The 18875-nt window shown below is 43.8% G+C and carries 12 protein-coding genes; all 12 read right to left on the bottom strand.

Going from position 1 to position 18875, the window contains the following annotated elements; translation table 11 throughout:
- Entirely contained in the window at nucleotides 1-1269 is a 1269-nt protein-coding gene (locus MKY48_RS05640) for an alpha-L-fucosidase (protein ID WP_339270727.1), read from the bottom strand.
- 353 nt (nucleotides 1270-1622) lie between these two features.
- Nucleotides 1623-2387, bottom strand: coding sequence for a hypothetical protein (locus MKY48_RS05635; protein ID WP_339270725.1), 765 nt, complete (start codon nucleotides 2385-2387; stop codon nucleotides 1623-1625).
- 18 nt (nucleotides 2388-2405) lie between these two features.
- Entirely contained in the window at nucleotides 2406-3674 is a 1269-nt protein-coding gene (locus MKY48_RS05630) for a HAMP domain-containing sensor histidine kinase (RefSeq protein WP_339270723.1), read from the bottom strand.
- A gap of 134 nt (nucleotides 3675-3808) precedes the next feature.
- On the bottom strand, nucleotides 3809-4630 hold the full coding sequence (locus MKY48_RS05625; RefSeq protein WP_251035621.1) for a response regulator transcription factor: 822 nt from the start codon (nucleotides 4628-4630) through the stop codon (nucleotides 3809-3811).
- 317 nt (nucleotides 4631-4947) lie between these two features.
- The gene (locus MKY48_RS05620) at nucleotides 4948-6279 is read right to left on the bottom strand and encodes an extracellular solute-binding protein (RefSeq protein ID WP_339270719.1); all 1332 of its coding nucleotides are present in this window, start codon (nucleotides 6277-6279) and stop codon (nucleotides 4948-4950) included.
- Nucleotides 6280-6586: 307 nt separating this feature from the next.
- On the bottom strand, nucleotides 6587-8815 hold the full coding sequence (locus MKY48_RS05615) for an ABC transporter ATP-binding protein (RefSeq protein ID WP_339270718.1): 2229 nt from the start codon (nucleotides 8813-8815) through the stop codon (nucleotides 6587-6589).
- An 11-nt stretch (nucleotides 8816-8826) separates the two neighbouring features.
- The gene (locus tag MKY48_RS05610) at nucleotides 8827-9357 is read right to left on the bottom strand and encodes a DUF1854 domain-containing protein (RefSeq protein ID WP_339270716.1); all 531 of its coding nucleotides are present in this window, start codon (nucleotides 9355-9357) and stop codon (nucleotides 8827-8829) included.
- 7 nt (nucleotides 9358-9364) lie between these two features.
- Complete coding sequence (locus MKY48_RS05605; RefSeq protein ID WP_339292486.1) at nucleotides 9365-11578, bottom strand: ABC transporter transmembrane domain-containing protein; 2214 nt, start codon at nucleotides 11576-11578, stop codon at nucleotides 9365-9367.
- Nucleotides 11579-12066: 488 nt separating this feature from the next.
- Nucleotides 12067-13572, bottom strand: a complete 1506-nt coding sequence (locus MKY48_RS05600) for a dienelactone hydrolase (RefSeq protein ID WP_339270712.1) — start codon at nucleotides 13570-13572, stop codon at nucleotides 12067-12069.
- A 629-nt stretch (nucleotides 13573-14201) separates the two neighbouring features.
- On the bottom strand, nucleotides 14202-16529 hold the full coding sequence (locus MKY48_RS05595) for an FtsX-like permease family protein (protein WP_339270711.1): 2328 nt from the start codon (nucleotides 16527-16529) through the stop codon (nucleotides 14202-14204).
- Nucleotides 16529-17233 (bottom strand): ABC transporter ATP-binding protein, encoded by a 705-nt coding sequence (locus MKY48_RS05590; protein ID WP_339270709.1) that lies wholly within the window; start codon nucleotides 17231-17233, stop codon nucleotides 16529-16531. The genes MKY48_RS05595 and MKY48_RS05590 overlap by 1 nt, the downstream gene beginning before the upstream one ends.
- Before the next feature lie 273 nt (nucleotides 17234-17506).
- On the bottom strand, nucleotides 17507-18685 hold the full coding sequence (locus tag MKY48_RS05585) for a DUF4317 domain-containing protein (RefSeq protein WP_339270707.1): 1179 nt from the start codon (nucleotides 18683-18685) through the stop codon (nucleotides 17507-17509).
- Between the last annotated feature and the right edge of the window lie 190 nt (nucleotides 18686-18875).

The raw sequence follows: 18875 nt of genomic DNA, 5'->3' as shown, positions 1-18875 counted from the left end.
TTATTCGGAATCATAGGTCTCCCCCACATGGTAGATAGCAATTTGGCGGATTGAAGGCACATCTTCATAATCTGTTATTTCTAACTGAAGGCCTCGAACTTTAATCGGAGGAATGCGAATAATTGCTTTATGTCCAATGTTTCTTCCTTCGTACACCGTGATGGACCGATGTGTTTTTTCAGTCGTGACGTTAATCCGAAAACCCCGCACATGTTCTCCGTGCGCCAAATCCTCTTGAATCAGGATATGATCGATTACATGAGGTTTCGTTGCCTCATAAGACCATCCTGACTTATTCTGCGAACACTGTTCTATTGAAGCAATAGGATGATCGAATCTTCTACGAATCTCACTACCCATTGCCTGTAACTGTGCTGTATCTTTCGCAGGTAACAAACCTTCTCGATCCGGTCCGATATTTAATAGCAAGTTAGCGCCTCGACCTACCGAATAATAATACAAGCCCATAAGTTGATCTAGACTCTTGACGGTGTGCTCATCACTGTCACTGTAGAACCAATTCGCCCGCATCTGTACATCGCATTCAGCTGGTAACCATATATGTTCACCCAATGCATCTTTCTGCTGGGTTAAAATCGAGAATTCCGTTGCATCTGTAACATTCCAGCAAGGAATCGGTGCAATTCCGTCTTCATTACCTACCCACCGGAAATTAGGATCGCCCATATTAAAAATTAAAATATTCGGCTGCAGTCGGCGAATCTCACCAATAATCCTTGCCCAATCATATTCATGATCTTCAGAGCCGCAACCGTCAAACCACAGAATATCAATGTCTCCATAATCTCCAAGCAGTTCCGTAATTTGATTAACAAAGTAATCATCATATGCACGGGCATCCTGATTATAAAAATCTGCCGAGCCGTCAAATGGAGAATAATATAATCCAGGTTTCACATCATACTTACGGCATGCGGCGACGAACTCCCTCACCACATCCCCGGTTCCCTCTTTCCATGGGGACTCCGCCACAGTGAATGAACTATACTTCGATGGCCAATTAGAGAAACCGTCATGATGTTTGGCTGTCAATACCGCGTAGTTCATCCCAGATTCTTTAGCTGTTCGAATCCACTGCTCGCAATCTAACCGAACAGGATTGAATTCCGAAGGTGACATCGAGCGCTTATCAAAATCAACATACCCCTCATAGAATGTACGCAGACCAAAATGCAAAAACATACCGAACTCCCAACCCTGATACTCTAATTGCCGAAGAGTAGGTTTAATCATCGAATTCGTTATCACAAAGACCCCCCTCAACTTTTTTTCTAATCTTAACAATTCTGTTGTGAAGGTGGTGTGAAGATGTTGCGTATTTCATGTGATGATCCATAACGATAAATAGCAGTAAGAACGAGTGTCCTTACTGCTATTTAAGGGGTTAATTATGTATTAGAGGTTGTTCAAAAAGTCCGCTTTTGATTACGAAGCGAATCAGGAAGCAGCTCGGCATCGAATCTTGAATTCAGCCGGGCCTTCCGGTGCTCACGTACCCAAAACGTACGCTCCGCTCCTGACGTCCCTAGCTTCATCCAACCTTCTCGGTGCTGAAAATCGATCTTTTTGAACACGCACTATTAGGGATTCATTGCAATTTTTCATGTAGATACTTTGTTTAACAACAACTGCTGCATGAAAGCAATTTGAATAACACCCATGACAACAGCACAAATAGGTATCGCTATAATTACTGCTGCGGGGCTCCATAAATAGTGAAGTAGCAAGCTAATGACGCCTGAACTGATCATCATGACAATAATAATACCTGACGTGTTAAAACTTGACGCTTGAAAATAACGTCTGCTCTGACGGAATGCTGCATCAACATTCAATTGATTAACAACGATACAATATTCTACATAAATAAAGATGACTCGGAGAACTACAAATATAACGAGGGACAAGAACAGTCCGATAACACCTAGAAACGCTGCCAATAACGTTGTAATGGCTGTTTTTGCTGCGGTTATGATCATAAACAAGAAGATAAAGCGGACCGCGTATTTTTTGCCGTCTTTCATAAATTGACCGATTGATATTGGACTGCCTTCCACAACATTACGCAAAGAAGCGATATACCCCCCCTGAGCAAAAGCCATCAGTAACAGCATGAAGAGAACAGGAATCCACGCTCTCACAGATATCGTATCACCCATAAACTGCATTTGATTGATGAGCTGCGGAATATTACTAACATAACTGACCGATGGAATCCCCATCTCCAGAATAAGACGTATGGATAGTGAAGGCACACCAATAAAACCAACAATGATAAGCCCAATAATGAATGATAACGCATCCAAAATAATCGGATACATAATAATTAATGGGTTTTTCAATAGCAAGCGGAATGTTTTTTTCATGATGAAGTAAAACCTCCGTCACAACTTATATGGCGAATATGAGTTCGCCAGCAACTCGTTTTTGGGCGTTCGGACTAACGGAATATCAATTCGAAACATCGAACCCTCACCTATCTTACTTTCTGCTTGAACAGTTCCCCCATGAGCTTCAATCAGTGCTTTAGCAATACTTAATCCAACCCCGATTCCACCGGTATTTCTAGTACGTGCTTTATCTGCCCGATAAAAGCGGTTGAAAACAAGCGGCAAATCTTGCTCCGATATCCCTATGCCGTTATCTCTACAATAAATAGTAACCATTTCTTTGTGATCAATCGTGATTCCCACATCGATGCTCCCTCCAATTGCCGTATACTTGATCGCATTGGAAATAATATTCGTCATAATTTGAACGAAACGGTCAGGATCTACTTCCACGTGACAAGGGGTATAGATGGTATGCAGAGTAAAATTTATATCTTTGGCTTTAGCTAAGAAGATTAAATTCTCGTAAACATCCCTCACCAGATTTCGTATATCGATTAATTCAATATCAAGCTGGAATTTAGCTCCCTCTGCTTCAGACAATTTTTCCACATCATCCACAAGGCGGCATAGCCGATCAATTTCGGCGTAAATACGATTTAAATTCTCTTCATTCGCTGGATAAATACCATCAATAAGCGCCTCCATTCTGGATAGCATAGAGGTTAGCGGAGTACGAAGTTCATGTGTTAAATCTTGCATCGATTGCTCCCGCCAGTGTTCTTGGTTATTCAAATCTACAACAAGCTTATTCATAGAAGTAATTAGCTGATTCAGCTCCAACGTTCCCGTTTCGGAAATTAAAGTATCCCTATGTCCCCCAGCAATACGTTTCGCCTGAAGGCTGCTTAAACGAAGCGGCTTCGACAATCGCCTGGCAAGAAGATAACAAATAACTACCATAAGGCATAATAAGATGATGGTAATACCACCGCTACCTCCAAATAAAGCAAACGAAAAAAACGATGCGGAAGGAAGGTTGAAATCATTATCCAAATCAACCGTAGCGTCCAAAATTCCGATTAACTGGCCATCGACATAAATCGGACTGCTCGCCGTGAAGGGCCGACCATATTGCTGACTTTCCAGCCCTGAATCATACAGCACTTCTTCATGGCCCGGAGCATAGTAACGTATACTCATCGAATATACATTAACTGCTTGTTTAAGCCAGTCCATCTTCTCGATCGATAGCTTGCCCGGTTCTAGATGAGTGCGCAAAGTAAAGGCAATTTTCTGCGTTTGATCCTCTACAAACTTCATCTTATAAACCTCTATTGAACGATCAAATGAAAGACGGGATAAGAAATAGGTCGCTAACAAAAAGATCAAAGATGTCAAAATAAGGGAGATAAACAGAATGCAATGGGTCTGGCGTAATCTATTCCACAATTCCATTAGTACTCTTCATCCGGATGGAACGTAAATTTATACCCCGCACCAATTTTAGTTACAATATAAACTGGATTTTTATGATCTTCTTCAATTTTTTTGCGGATATTTTTTATATGCGTATCTGTCGTTCTCCCATCACCAATATCTCGATAACCTTGAACTTCATAAGATAAATCTTGTCGACTATATAACTTATTTGGTTTTTTGAGCAAAACACTTAACAGCTTGAACTCTGTAACCGTTAAATTCACGAGTTTACCGTTTACGTATACTTCCTTCGATTCAAAGTTTATTTGAAGTCTTCCTTTGTTAAATCGCATCACAGTTCGGCTATTTATAGAGAGCATCTTCATTCTTCGCTCCAGAGCTCGAATTCGAGCGATGACCTCTTTCATGCGGAAAGGCTTCGTAATATAGTCATCCGCACCTAGATTAAGACCATTAATCGTATCGATTTCACGAGCCTTGGATGTGATCATTATGATCGGCATGCTGGAAGACCCTCTCACTTTCCGACAAACTTCTTCCCCTGGTATGCCATGAATCATCAAATCCAGAATTAATAAATCAATTTTAAAGTTATGAATTTTTTGCAGGGCATCATTACCTTCTTCCGAGGTATATACCGTCCAACCTTCATTCACCAGATATGATTGTAATATATTGCAAATTGATTCATCATCTTCAACGATTAGAATGTTCATGCTATATTTCTTCCTCCCAATAGCCTCTTCGCTGCTAGCAGTATCTTTATGCCAAATCGGCTTTTCAATTTTCAAATGATCTCTGAAAATCGGATTAAGAGCGAGCGGTGCTGTTGCCAATTTTTTGTTCTTACTTCAAGTTTACGTCCGTAATTCGTAAAGCTGCCCCCTTTGCTGCAAATGATACATTCCATTTCCTCCTTATCCGTATGTTGCTATGACACGTGCATTTGGAAATTTGTTAAGCATATTTCTCCTGAGAACGCTTCCTAGAATTAACTATTTGCCATGCAGGTCTCAATTCCTTTTTTACGTACCATGTAAATCGTTGATTCTCGCCTCGCTGATTTAATTGGAATGCCTCCTTTGGATAAAAAAACCCATCCCGACAAAGGTCGGGATAGGTTTCTCCTTAATTAACATAATTGTACCTGCCTCTATTTCTTACTTTCTTTCTCTTTCAATATCGCATCATATTCTTCAACCATTTTGCGTAAGAAGGTATTGACATCTTCTTTGCCCTTCAATTTAATAAACTCTGCGGTCTTGTCATCAATAATGTTGGCTTCGTAATAGAAAATATCGGGGCCAAAAGGTGAATAGACCGGTTTAGCCGCTTCTCCTTTATAGGCAGCATCAATGTTGTATACACCCACATTATCTTCTCCTGCCATATATCGTCGTATTTCGGGGTCCTTAACGACTGGTGGAGCTCCGCCAATGGATAAATTCTTCTGGTTCTCATCGGAAACTGCGAATTCTAACACTTGAAATGCTTCTTTAATGTGTTCGCTGTTCGGGTTAATAGCCAGTGTAAGCGGTACGTTGTTTGGCAATATACCCGGAAGTTCACTCCAGCTTGGGTACGCGGACATGCCAAAGTTCAGCCCCTCTGTATGAGCATATAAGTTGGCGCTATTTACAAAGGATAGGATCATTGCAACATTCCCTTTATCAAATCCAAAATTATCTTTCTCCGATTCTGCGGGAACATTGTCCGGGATACTCACAACACGTTGGATTAGATTAAAATATTTTGCGAAAGCAGGATCTTTCTCGAACATGATTTCTCCTGTTTCCGGATTCGTACCAGGCGCGGATAACTGAAGCAACGATTGGGATAGACCACGTGTAGCTAAACCAACGTATGTGCTGTCACCATGCTTCCCTGCAATCTTCGCTGCCTTTTCGAGAACTTCATCCCATGTTGGTGTTTCACTTGGGTATTCAATACCCATCTTATCGAAAATATCTTTGTTATAGAATAGATTCACGACGACGTCTTCAAAAGGTAAACCAAGTAATCTTCCCTGCTGCTCGGGATCACGTAACCGAATTGCATCAATTGCGCCATCACGGAATTTAGTCAAATCCAGATTACTTTCAGCAATTAAACTATCCAAAGGATAGGTCATTTCTAACTCATCTAATGTCACGAACGGGTCGGTTACGAGCATAATATCTGGTGAATTATTCGCGGCATTGGCTTCCTGGATTTTCTCAGCAGATGCAAATGCACCGATATGTTCAATTTTAATATTCGGGTATTTTGCCTCCAGTGCATCCGAGAGTCGGCTTTTAACTTCTTCCGCACCCCAAGGTGTCATAAATTTTATCGTCACTTGCTCACCTGAATCGGTTACATCTTCTGTCTTATTCTCATCTGATTTGACTTCATCACTGTTTGGACTTACGCATGCAGAGAGTAAGATTGAAACAAGGAACGTAGAAATAAGTAACATAAACCGTAGTTTTTTGAACTTTTTCATAATATGCCCCCATTCGAATTGTAGACTCGCCATGTAAGCCCTTACACTAAATCGTACAGAATATACTTTTAGTGACGCGTTCCCCTCCTTTGGATATGTCAGATGAATGGATTAGATATAATGTATCAAAAAATTCATAATCCGGTGTGAATATCCAGTGATTATCATGTGTGTTTCGTGTGAATATTTCAAGCGTTTATGACCGGACTCCCCCTTTGGATAAAAAAACCATCCCGACAAAGGTCGGGATAGGTTCTATCATTTGGGATCAAGGCCGCTATCCTCCGGCTTTCATTATCCGAATGCATCAAGTATGTAAGGTGGGCTCCAATACCCGTTCGGTTTGGGTCTTAGACATGTTTCGCTGCGCAGTTACCAGCTTGTAATATATTCCTTGCTTCTCGATCAATTCTTCATGGGTCCCGATTTCTGCAATAACTCCTTTATTCAGTACAAGAAGTCGATCCGCATTTTTCAATGTGGCCAATCGATGTGCTATCGCAATTGTTGTCCGGTTCTTGGTGACACGCTGCAGCGCTTCTTGGATTTCCGATTCTGTCTCGATGTCTAGCGAAGCCGTTGCTTCATCCAATATTAGAATTCTAGGATTGTTCAACACGGCTCTAGCAATGGCAAGCCGCTGTCTTTCACCACCTGAAATATTATTTCCGTTCTCCTCCAGTTTGGTATCATAACCGTCTGGGAACTGGCTAATAAAATGATGTGCATTGGCAATTTTTGCAGCCTGTATCACTTCTTCCATCGTTGCCTCTGGTTTTGAATACTTGATATTATTCATTATCGTTCCACTGAACAAAAATGTCTCCTGCAGCACAACCCCGATTTGAGAACGTAAATCTTCCTGCTTGATATCTCTAATATCCACACCGTCGATGCTTATCGTTCCTTCATTGACATCATAGAAGCGGGAGATGAGATTGATAAACGTAGACTTTCCTGATCCCGAGTGACCAACGAGTCCTATCATTTCCCCCTTCTTGATATCAACATCGATGGACTTGAGCACGGGTTCATAGGATTGGTATCCGAAGGTAACATTCTTAAAACTTATCGTCCCATCAATCTTGTGCTTCGTGGACTTCTCCGTGTCGGTGATCTCCGGCTGTTCATCAATGACCGAGAATACACGCTCTACAGAAATGAGGGCGTTAGCGATCCATCTAGGCATATTCATTAACCATCCAAGCGGACCATAGATCATGGCTGCGTAACCAGTAAACTGAACTAATTCACCAAGGGACAGCCTCCCGCCCAGAATCATATTACAGCCTACTAGCAATACAAAATATTGTCCAATCTGGATCAAGTAATGGGAAATGGGCGATAAATAACTGTATACTTTTTCACTCCGGATTGTAGCTAAGGCATACTCCCGGTGATATGCTCTGAACCGCTTAATCTCCCGCTCCTCTTTACCAAATGCTTTAACCACTCGAATCCCGCTCAGCACATCATGCAGGAATGAATTGGCTTTATCATGAACCCGCCACTGTTTGCGAAAGAGCTTTTTAAGCACGACTTTCCAAACAAAATATTGAATATAAACAACGATCGGCGCCGGCAAAATAATAATAAGGGCAAGCTGCCAGTCTGTGTGAAATAGCAGGAAACTCACAGCGGCCAGCATGATGATTTGATAAATAGCCATCGAAAATACTTCTTGAATCAAATTCCGGATGCGATCTGTATCAGAATTAATTCGGTTCATGATATCGCCAGCACGCTGCGAGGTTAAGAATCCAAGCGACAAGCTTTGAATCTTCTCAAAGACAAGATTACGCAGATCCGCTGCAATTCTTGAACTTACACGGGCCATAATCCTACCCCTTAATACCCCTAACAACTCTCCTGCTACTAAACCAAATGCAATTCCAGCGAGAGCCATTAGAAATATCCGCGTACTTGGGTTTACGCCGTCTGGCGGCTGCAAAGCCGAGTTCACAAGTATTTTTTGAAAATAAGGGCCTGTTAGCGTAACAGCCGACATGATTAATAGAACGGCGAGTGCCGTGATCAATATTTTCCAATGTGACTTCGAAACATCCCAGAGTTTCTTAAAGGCAGCTCCTTTATTCATACACTTCGGACATAACCTAGTACCTTTAACAAGGTAGCCGCCGCATTGTGAACATACATTCTCGCTCTCATTGTTGTATATCCGGATCTTACTGTTCGAAGCCATGTAATTCAGAATTTGAGCAATGTAAGAGAGCCTTGCCGCATGCTGCATCGTGCACCGGATGATGATCCTCGGGGTCTTCATATGCGTCGCCTCCATGATCACATTTCCGATTAAAGGAACAACCTTATAATCATGTGCCTCATGAATTGCACAGGTTTCGGTAACTGTCCCATTGTCTACGTGGACCCACTTGGTCTCCCCAATCACAAAATAACCATCCGTCCTACGGCTGTCAAACGATAAATCTACGGGGACGCAATACGTAATATTTTCTCCTAAGGCTTGCTGAACAGCTAGAAGATCTTGCTCTGATAGCTTAAATTGAAGGTTCATCGCAGCCTCCCCTATATATACATTTCTACCAGTCGATATTCCTTCTCGCTTAAATGCTTGATATCCTCGATGACGAATCGGTTCCCATCCACATCGATAATTAACAGCTTGCGATCGGTTACGAGCTTCACATTCCCTCCGCCGCTACGAACCGTAAACCGAACACTCCCGGACACGGTTTCCGTCTCCCAGTAGGAGTACCCGAATTCTTCTTTAATTCTGATCAGTTTCGTGATCTCAGGAGCAAAATATCTCATTTTTATTTGCTCCTCAAGCAGGCTAACGGTATCCTTCGGAAAATCTTCATCCAAAGACTTGATGATGCCAATTTCTTTATTCTCACCTGTGCGAACCGATATATATTCTCTTCTATTGGTGTGTGGGAAAGAGCAGTGCAAATATACCGCCGGATATTTCTCATCATTCACTTGAACCATAAGCATTTGGCCTTCCGTTTTCGTAAACACTGTGTTATCAGCCGTTAAATAATTCATACTCGCTGAGACAGACAAATCGGATTGATTAGGTTCCGTGATTTGCATTAAAAGATTAACCCACCCTTCTCATGCTCAGCGCTTCATCATGCTTTTGTACTAAGCCATGGTATACGCCTTTTATCATCATTAATTGTTCATGTGTCCCTTCTTCAACAACCTTGCCTCCATCCATAACCAGTAAGTAATCCGCATTTCTTAATGTAGACAACCGATGTGCGATCGCTATCGTTGTTCTACCTCGGATTAACGTTTCAAGCGCTTCTTGTATTTGAAGTTCCGTCTCCGTATCCAGTGATGCCGTTGCTTCATCCAGGATTAAAATTTGGGGATTATGCAGAACCGCCCGTGCGATGGATATTCTTTGCTTCTCTCCACCAGACAGAATATGACCTCCAGTACCAACGATCGTGTCATAACCATCGGGCAGCTTTTCAATGAAATCATGCGCATTCGCAATTCGAGCAGCGTTAATGATGTCATCCAGCGAGCATTCAGGATCAGCGTAAGCAATATTCTCGGCGATTGTTCCCATAAACACATATAGCTCTTGCGACACAATCCCGATGTTTTTGCGCATCGTGTCGATTTGGAAATCTTTTACGTTAACTCCGTCTATCACGATTTCACCATCTGTAACATCATATAGGCGAGAAATCAGATTCACGAGTGTGGATTTACCGGCACCCGAGCGTCCCACGACACCGATCATCTGGCCTGGTTTTGCATGCATTGACACATCTTTCAGTATCAGCTTGTTCGGTTCATAACCGAAGGTGACATGGGAAAGGCGAATATCGCCATTCAAGCGCTCTATAGGAATCGCATCCTCCTTTTCTACAACATCGGAGACGGCATCCTGTATTTCAAAAATGCGCTGCGCCGCACTCATACAACTGGACCACCAATTGACAATGTTATTCATAAACTGTAGTGGACCATACAGCATGTAAATATAACTTATAAAAGTCATGATTTCACCGAACGAGAGACTACCCTGCATCACCCTCCAACCACCAAAAGCCCAGATTAAGATGCCCCCAAATTGAGTAAGGATCGTTAATATCGGGAAGATTGTACTGCTCATCAGGTTAAAGGACTGTTCCGAGTCTGAGTAGGATGAATTCGCTCTCTGGAAACGCTCAAGCTCTTGACGTTCTTTCCCGAATGCTTTCACAACTCGCGTACCCTGTATCGTATCACTGATCATGGCGTTGAGCATGCTCACACGTCGATGTCTCCGCCAGGACAACCGCCATAGCTTAGGGAACACCCATCGTATCAGCAGCAAGACAAATGGAATCGGGATGAAGCAGATCAATGTGAGTTTCCAGTCCATAATCAACATAATGGTTGTAATACCGATGATATTCATGGCATTGACGATAAAGTAAGAAATGCCATCTACGAAAAAATACTGCAGTTCTTGCGCATCATTGCTAACCCTTGTCATAAGCTGACCGGTTTGTTTTTTCTGAAAAAAACTAAGCGATAACCGCTGCATCGCAGCGAACACGCTTGCCTTCAAATCAAATACTACATTCGCCGCCAATCTGGCATTTATCGTGCTAAATAGGATCCCGAACAATAAGGAAATCGTCCGAAAAACGAAAATGAGAAGGATCACGAGACCAATTCGTCCAGCGAAGTCTCCGGTATTCCCAAGTGCTTGGTCGAACAACACCGTACCTTGCAGATAGGGTATGGCAAGACCTGTAGCCGAATTGAGCAGCATAAATAGAACAATGAAAAACATCAGAAGTTTATACTGTCCAGCAAATCTAAGCAGCCTAGAGAATATGGCATGCTTCTTCATACATTTCGGGCAAATTGGCCTGCCTTCTTCGGGATATCTCATTCCACATTTCGGACAAGTGATGTTCTCCTGGCGATCTACAACCTCTTCATCGCTAATGTCTTCTTTCTGCTTAATCTTAGTAAAGATCGAGACAAACTTGGCAGCGCTCCCCATCTGTCCATTCGTAAATGCTCCTATGACCCGCTCCTCATCCTCTTGTAGAACAATGATACCGGAGGCGATTAAATTGACGGTGAATACGGTTTCAATATTGTCGATATCAATGGACTCTACATTCGCTGTATCTCCTGGGTAAGATACAACAAGCAACTTTTCCTTGCTTAGAATTATGTAGGTGTGTGCGTAGCCTTCGCCATCTATGCTCCGATCACATAACATCCAGTAGATAACGTTATAGGGTTCATGAGGTTGTATCGCGACACTCACTTCATGCGGTAAGCTCTTGATCATGGGCTCCCCCTTTCATCATTGCAATGTATAGAAGTAATCCTTGAATTAGAAGTCAAAAAGGTATTTATCCCTTGTAAATATATTATCAACTAAGATGTGAAGATAGTGTGTGTTCTTAGGTTCTCATCCAGCCAAAGCTCGTACCAGGATACTCCTTTATTTGCATTGTACACCGTTCCGCTCCCAACCGGGGCTTCAACCAGTGACTCCACAGGTTCGCAAGCAAAATCGACCAATCGACCATAGCGTTTCCCACCAGCATAATATACCCTTCCAAAATATACTGGCCCTGTCCTTCCAAGTCTTCGGATCTCACTGCACGCCACAAAAAACGTGTGCCTGTCCAGCTGTTAATTCGAAGCGTAGCGGATTTCCCAGTGCATCGACCACGGCATGAATCTTGGTCAAACTCCCCTTTAAGAAACGGTTTATTTAAACCTGTTTACTTAATAAGGGAGCATGTCGAAATCGGCAGCTTGTTCCATAATTTATAATAGCGGGGTTGCGAACTTCATCTCGGGAAAGCGGCTATCCGGTCCTTTCATTAAGTTTCCACCTTGATTTTTCAGATACATGTCGAAGAAATCCAGCATATAGGCATTAATAACGGAGCTCGCTCTTTCAGGTGCAATTTTCCCTGTGATGCCCAGTATTTTGAAAATAGGTGAAATGAACTGGACATCGGTAAAATTCAAATGCTCCGTATTTTCAATATAAAGGACTTGTCCCCCTTCACCGACCGTTTCGCGCATCCGTTTAAGCTCCAGCTTTTTATCTTCCGTTACTTGATCCATCCACTCTCTTGTTGAGCCCATACGGTCAAGCTCTGCATCCGTGTAAACTCGGTTATCCCTCACCATTTTTAATTGTTCAAATTCGCTTTCCGAGTGGATGAATAAAAACGGCTTTTGCAGACCCTCTCTGTCACGCAGTCGGTAAAGCCCTCCGTCCAAGTCTATTCCAGCCGTGATTCGCGGATCGTAAGAAGCGTCATAGGCCGTCGCTCCGCCGATGGAATGACCAAACACCCCGACATGCTTGAGATCAATCTTCCCTTTAAAACGACTTGGAATCTGCCCCGATTGGATAAGCTCAAACTGGTCCAGCGCAAAACCCACATCATCTGTTAAAACTTTTCCCAATTTGTCGCGATTTCCGCTTTCGGTCCGATAATCGTGGTCGGGCGAAAATAAGTCGTTGGTTGTGCTGGTCGTGATTCGACCGTCTGGAAACTCTGTTGCAAATGTATTGAAGGTGTGGTCGATCACGGCCACGATATATCCGTGACTCGCGAGATTTTCGGCTTGCGACGTATGGAGGAACCTGGAAGAGCCGAAGCCGGGATTCGCAAGGATCAGCGGGTATGAAGTCTGTGCTGGAGAGACTTCGGCCCCCGAATAAGCATGACTGGATACGTACTTCAAGTGTTGAAAAGTAAACCCGGGAAGGCCATAGTTCGCAGCCATATAACGTAAAATCCGGGTATCGGGAATAAAGGGAGCATACTTGCTGGAGCCAGCTTGGGCCGGATACCATACCTGAACCATCAATTCCCTCTTGCCTGTCGTGGTTGTGCCAAATGTCTCCTCCCGGCTTGAATCAATGAAATGAAAGACTTGTGTACTTACCTTCAGCTCGCCAGTTGGCTCCGGAAAGTTGAATACGGGAAACACATAGAGGAAGCATCCCGTTGCGATTAACCCAAACCCGATAAAAAGGCGGCCCAGCACCCTACGGATTCGCGAAGCAGTCTGAACGACTGCCGGTGTTTTGAAAGCGTCTATCAGTGAAAGAATAAGCATCAGGAGCGTAAATCCGTATAAAAATAATAGCTGAACCCTGTATCCTTCGACAAGCAAATGGATCACTAAAAAAATGGAGCCTGCTCCGCTTGTCAGGAGCAAAGCTGGTCTTCGGATACGCTGATTGACTATGAACTGGAATGCCAACAAACACGCACTCGAAAAGAATAGCAGCATTTCAAAAAACCTCACGCCAACTCCCCCTTAAAAATAATCCTATCTAGGGAGTATTTTAGAGGAGCAGCCAGGTTGGTACCATTGATTTAGATGACAATTAACTTACACGCTTGTAAGCTTGCACGATGATGCGCGCAAGGCCCGGATCATCCAAGGATAAATCCTGCACTTTTTATTTAAAACACCTACACTATGCGTTCTAAGAAAAAGTTCGCTGCCTTTAAATGTCTTCATTGAGCCATCGAGTTTCGTTAATTAACGACGATAAGACATTCTTTAGTCGACATTAAAATAACCCGCGCCAGGCGCGGGTCCCAATGGAACTGCTTCCTTGTCAATCGACAGTTTTGAATGCGTTCGACGAATTGCAGAGGCATCCACGAAGACAAGGATACGTATAAAGAACGGCATTAAGGATATGGCTGAAATAGGTTTGCGTACAGGCCCTAAAGCGATGATTATTGAGAATGTCATATTTCAAACTTATCGCTGCTAAAAAGTTATTAAAGCGCCACGCCTCATGAAAAAAGGCATGGCGCTTTCTCTCAATAAATGCTGACGCTCTACCAATCCCCTGATTTTATACCTTGCTTCCGATATTTTTGGAAGTCATAGGGTACTTGGTCCTCCTTATGAAAAAAACCTCACTCCACACCCTTCAACGACTCTATCATATGAATCCGCGTCACTTTTTTCCGAAGCATGAGGTTGGAGAGAAGGGTCAGGAAGAACGCCAGCACAACAGATGCCAGCAGGATCACTAGGTTTAATTGATCCGGGATTTGCTGATGGGTACTCGATAGCGCATTGATGATGATGGAATAGACATAACCGCTGATCGGCAGAGCGACAATGACCGCAAAAGCGGTTAATAGCATGTTCTCAGAGAAGATCAACCGATTGATTTTACGTTTGGGATAGCCTAAGACTTTCAGGGTGGCAAGCTCACGATTCCTTTCGTAAATGTTGATGGAAGAGATCGTATAGATGGCGCCGAAGGACAGAATGACGGCGCAGACGATAAACATGATGAAGATAAAGCTGTTTTGCTTCAGCATATATTGCGCTGATTTCTTGAGATCATTCTTGTCCGCAATGGCATCTACCTGTGGATCTTGTTCAAAGAAGCTGCGAACGTCCGCCAGATCTGCAGCGCTATGTACGCTCACTAACAGCGAAGAAGGATCGTAGTCGATCCCCAAACTCTTTATATAGCTTGGTGTGCTGTAGAACGACGGATTCGAATACTGTGTGGATATATCCAGAACCCTCATATCGACGATGGTTTGGTTAAACTCCGGTGCCGTAAATTGAATCTGAATCGTATCCCCTTCAGCAATATGATACTGATCCGCGTAAGATTTCGGTACCAGCACGCCATGTTCCTCTAACGATAGCCGATTGCCTTTTTCATCATAAAAGCGAATCAACTCATTATCCTGCTCCGTAACCACGAGCGCAGCGTTTTCTTTGTTTTCCCCTTGGATGAATTCCACCGGGTAGGTGGACAACCCATAATGGTCTGCAATGCCGGAGGGCAGTGCTGCCTGATCCGGGAACGATCCCATCGAATAATCGACTCGTAAATCATACGTATTTACCTCTTCAATCTGGCTAGCTACTTTGAGTAGGGCCGTCTGCGTGCCAAAAGCGCTGATCAACAAAACCGTACTGACCACAACGCCAACGGAGCTCGCGAATGCTTTTTGTTTATTTAAGAAGATATTTCTTAGAATGATCTTGTAGCTGTAAGGCAGCCGACTCCACATCCCCGGAATGTTCTCGATGAGCAGCTTCTTCATTTTCTTCGGCGGTTTCGGACGCATCGCCTGGGCAGCACGTTCTTGCAATATCGCTCTGCCACTTAAATAGCAGGACAGCATGCCAAACGCACTGGAGCAGATCATTGGAGGTAGGAGTGTAAAGAACGAAAGGGTGAACGTCAGGTCAGGCAAGGAGTAGGATCTTCCAATCGACGTTGTAATGAGTGGAATGAACAGGGCGGCGGCTATGGCAAAGCCCAGGATGGAGCCGATGACACTCGCCAGCACAGGGTAGCCCATGTAATGCAGCATGATGCTTCTTTTTTTCACCCCTAATGCCTTCATAATGCCCACTTGATTTCGCTGAGAATCGATAACCCTTGACATGATCAGAAACAGGATCACCGCTTCAATCAAAAAGAGCACGATCGGGATCACCCTGCTCATCAGCTTATTATTATGAATCGTTTGCTGGGTCTGGGAATAGTTGAAGGTCCGCTCTTTACTAACCTGACTTACATAAGGGAGCGACTGGGAATGTGCCTCAATGGCTTGGCCTAACTGGTCAATATCGTAACCATCCTGGGCATCAATCATGACCTCATTGTAAAACATGCCGCCTGTGATTTCAGGAATGGTCTCTTCGGGGATATAAGCGATTCCATAAACTTGATGGTCCTGGGTTTCGTTCTTCTTGGCATGCTCCACATTCTCGTTCAAGCCGCTGATCGTGAACGTCATATCCTTGTCATTCACACGTATGCGGATGGAATCACCGATACGGTAATGATGCGCCTCGGCATAGTGGGAGTCCAACAGGATCTCATTAGGCTCTTCTGGCATCCTGCCCTCCATCATCCTGGACGTGTTGATTGCATTCGGTACGGGGATCGAATGCACCGTTAATGTAGCTTTATCATCTTCAAAAGCCTGTTCGGCCTGGACGGTATAACGCCCTTCAATATGATGAATGCCTTCAATGCTCCGTAAATCCGCAACATCCTCTGCGGAAATTTCACCGTAATAGACGTTCAAATCGCTTAGATTATGTTCTTGAAAATACCCCTTCGTATAGGCGCTAAGATTGTCGCTCAAGGTAACCAGCCCCGTGTAGAAAAAAGCTCCCACCGCGATAACCAAAACAATGGCTATGAATTGTCCTACCGACTGTTTCATGTCCCTTAATAATTTCAACGATAAAATCTTCATCACCACTCGATCCCTTCAATGCTTTGTTTGTGCTCATTGATCGTGATGCTCTCGATCTTCCCGCTCTTGACGCGGATCACTTTATCCGCCATCGGCGCGATGGCCGAGTTATGGGTGACCAGTACGACGGATGTCTTCGTTTCCTTGTTCAAATCTTGAAGAAGCTTTAATACCGATTTTCCTGTCACATAATCCAGAGCACCGGTGGGTTCGTCGCAGAGCAGAAGCGCGGGATTCTTGGCAACCGCTCTTGCGATCGCAACTCTTTGCTGTTCACCGCCAGAGAGCTGGGAAGGGAAGTTCTTCAAACGATCCGTTAGTCCAACCTTATGTAAAATATCACGGGCGTCCAGATGGTCCTTACATACCTCTGTTGCAAATTCCACGTTCTCCAGCGCATTCAAATTCGGAATCAGGTTATAGAATTGAAATACAAAGCCAACCTTCTCGCCTCGATATTCGGTTAATCTCTTCTCGCTCCATCCTGTAATCTCTTGATCTCCAACAAACACTTGTCCCGAGGTAGCGGTATCCATCCCGCCGAGAATGTTCAAAATCGTGCTTTTCCCCGCCCCGCTGGCCCCTAGAATCACGACGAATTCCCCCTCTAATATGGAGAAGTCAACGCCCGCAAGGGCTTGAATCGTCACCTCGCCGATTGAATAGGCCTTGGTTACGTTTTTGAATTCGATTAACGTTGTCACTTCTTACATCTCCCCGTATTGGATTTTCAGTTGGCCTTGATGCGTTTAATCTTATCATTACACCTTACGGTACAAGAGACACCCGACACGCGATGTATTCCATCATCAGCCTCAAGAAGGATTTCCCTTTAGCGACTGGCTAAGGGAATTCCATTGCTGAATCCGGACGAAATTTTCCAAAAAGTAAAAAAAAACAAAAAGACCGCCATCCAACTGTGGGATAGCGGTCTGTTCCTGCGTACGATACCTGATCTTATCTGAAATGGAACTGATTTAACTTAAAAGCGTCTCTGAAGCTAGCGTAAACCCTTCAATCGCGACATCTTCATCGACTTCAATCATGATGCAGCGTTTACCTTGGAAATTCACCTGTTTGACATACCTTAAATCCTGCGGGCTAACCGAAATCGTAGCTACCTTGGTTTCGATCTTAATGGATTTGGAAGTATACTTCGGCATGACGCTGGTTGCTTTCATTTCATAGTTCTTGTTGTCCACGATGGTTTCAAATGCCCGCTCCACCTTCTCGGTCGTCACGTCCTCTACGCCGCTTGCATTCAGTACGCGCTCCAGATCTTTATAATCCAGCTTCGGAGGTTCTTCCTCCTTCGTCTCTTCATTAATTTCGATCACCCGGTTGATTTCTTCGTACACCTGGGCAATGGTGGCTGAATCGAGCTGTTCGCCGGCCACTTCCTTGACGATATCTTCGAAGATCGCTCGCTCTTCAAGTGCCGTCACGGATCTTTCTCCGTTCAAGACCTGTTCGACAAAATGCGGATCCGGAAAATTCGATTTTCCCGTACAATACAAAATACGATTCACATCGGAATAATTGTCCGTCACGCTAGGGTACAGGAATCCTTGCTCCGGCGTACTTAACTTGATAATCGGATCTACTATGATATTGTACTTGAACTCCCGCTCCACATAATCGAACAAGAGCGTCTTCCGTTGTTTCTCCGTAGAATTCACGCTGCATAAAATGAACGGATGGGCGAACACCTCGTTCTTCTCGCTCTCTTCCGCTTCATCGTTTCTCGCCTTGGTCGGCATATAATACTGTCCCCGCACGAACGTGACCACCATATCCCGCTCATACTGGGCATCCTTCAGCATTCTATCCACCAGCATCAGCATCAAGTCCTGCCATTCTTCCGGATCACCCGACACGAGCGCTTGGTGAAGCATGACCTGCGCCGGTTCTTCCGCTGCTTCCTGAAACCTCAATTCGAACAATTTTTGATCCAGTTCGCCGGTCAGCAGTTTTTTGAAATTACCCATGTATAACTCTTGCTTCTCCCGATCCACCAGCTCGAACGGCAGGCGCTCCCAATGATAGATTTCATTCGTTTCCTTCGTAATATAGACATTGAGAATATCGTAAATATTCATTAAATCGTGATCCAGCTTAAATTGCTTGCGTATATTGGCGACTTCTTTTTTGTTCATATCGGATTCGGCAGCTCCTTAGATATATTCTAGCTTATATAGTATAAATTATTGGAACGCAAATTGGTAAGCGATCTTGCGGCTTGCCTTGCTGTACCTAGGGTCAATTCCCCTGTGCGCCTGATCCTCTATTGTTGCATATTTGAATACCTGAGTCGAGTACATACCCTTGTGGGAACCCATATCAAAA

The organism is Paenibacillus sp. FSL W8-0187 (assembly GCF_037969755.1).
In the GTDB taxonomy this organism is placed as follows: Bacteria; Bacillota; Bacilli; order Paenibacillales; family Paenibacillaceae; genus Paenibacillus_AQ.
Note: the sequence above shows the minus strand (reverse complement) of the source record. Positions and strands in the feature narration are given on the sequence as shown.

Bases quoted from the DNA above. Each gene is read 5' to 3' on its own strand.
- MKY48_RS05620 (WP_339270719.1), bottom strand. From the start codon at position 6,279: ATGAAAAAGTTCAAAAAACTACGGTTTATGTTACTTATTTCTACGTTC.
- MKY48_RS05595 (WP_339270711.1), bottom strand. From the start codon at position 16,529: ATGAAGATTTTATCGTTGAAATTATTAAGGGACATGAAACAGTCGGTA.
- MKY48_RS05605 (WP_339292486.1), bottom strand. From the start codon at position 11,578: ATGATCAAGAGCTTACCGCATGAAGTGAGTGTCGCGATACAACCTCAT.
- MKY48_RS05635 (WP_339270725.1), bottom strand. From the start codon at position 2,387: ATGAAAAAAACATTCCGCTTGCTATTGAAAAACCCATTAATTATTATG.
- MKY48_RS05610 (WP_339270716.1), bottom strand. From the start codon at position 9,357: ATGCAAATCACGGAACCTAATCAATCCGATTTGTCTGTCTCAGCGAGT.
- MKY48_RS05630 (WP_339270723.1), bottom strand. From the start codon at position 3,674: ATGAAGTTTGTAGAGGATCAAACGCAGAAAATTGCCTTTACTTTGCGC.
- MKY48_RS05615 (WP_339270718.1), bottom strand. From the start codon at position 8,815: ATGAACCTTCAATTTAAGCTATCAGAGCAAGATCTTCTAGCTGTTCAG.
- MKY48_RS05585 (WP_339270707.1), bottom strand. From the start codon at position 18,685: ATGAACAAAAAAGAAGTCGCCAATATACGCAAGCAATTTAAGCTGGAT.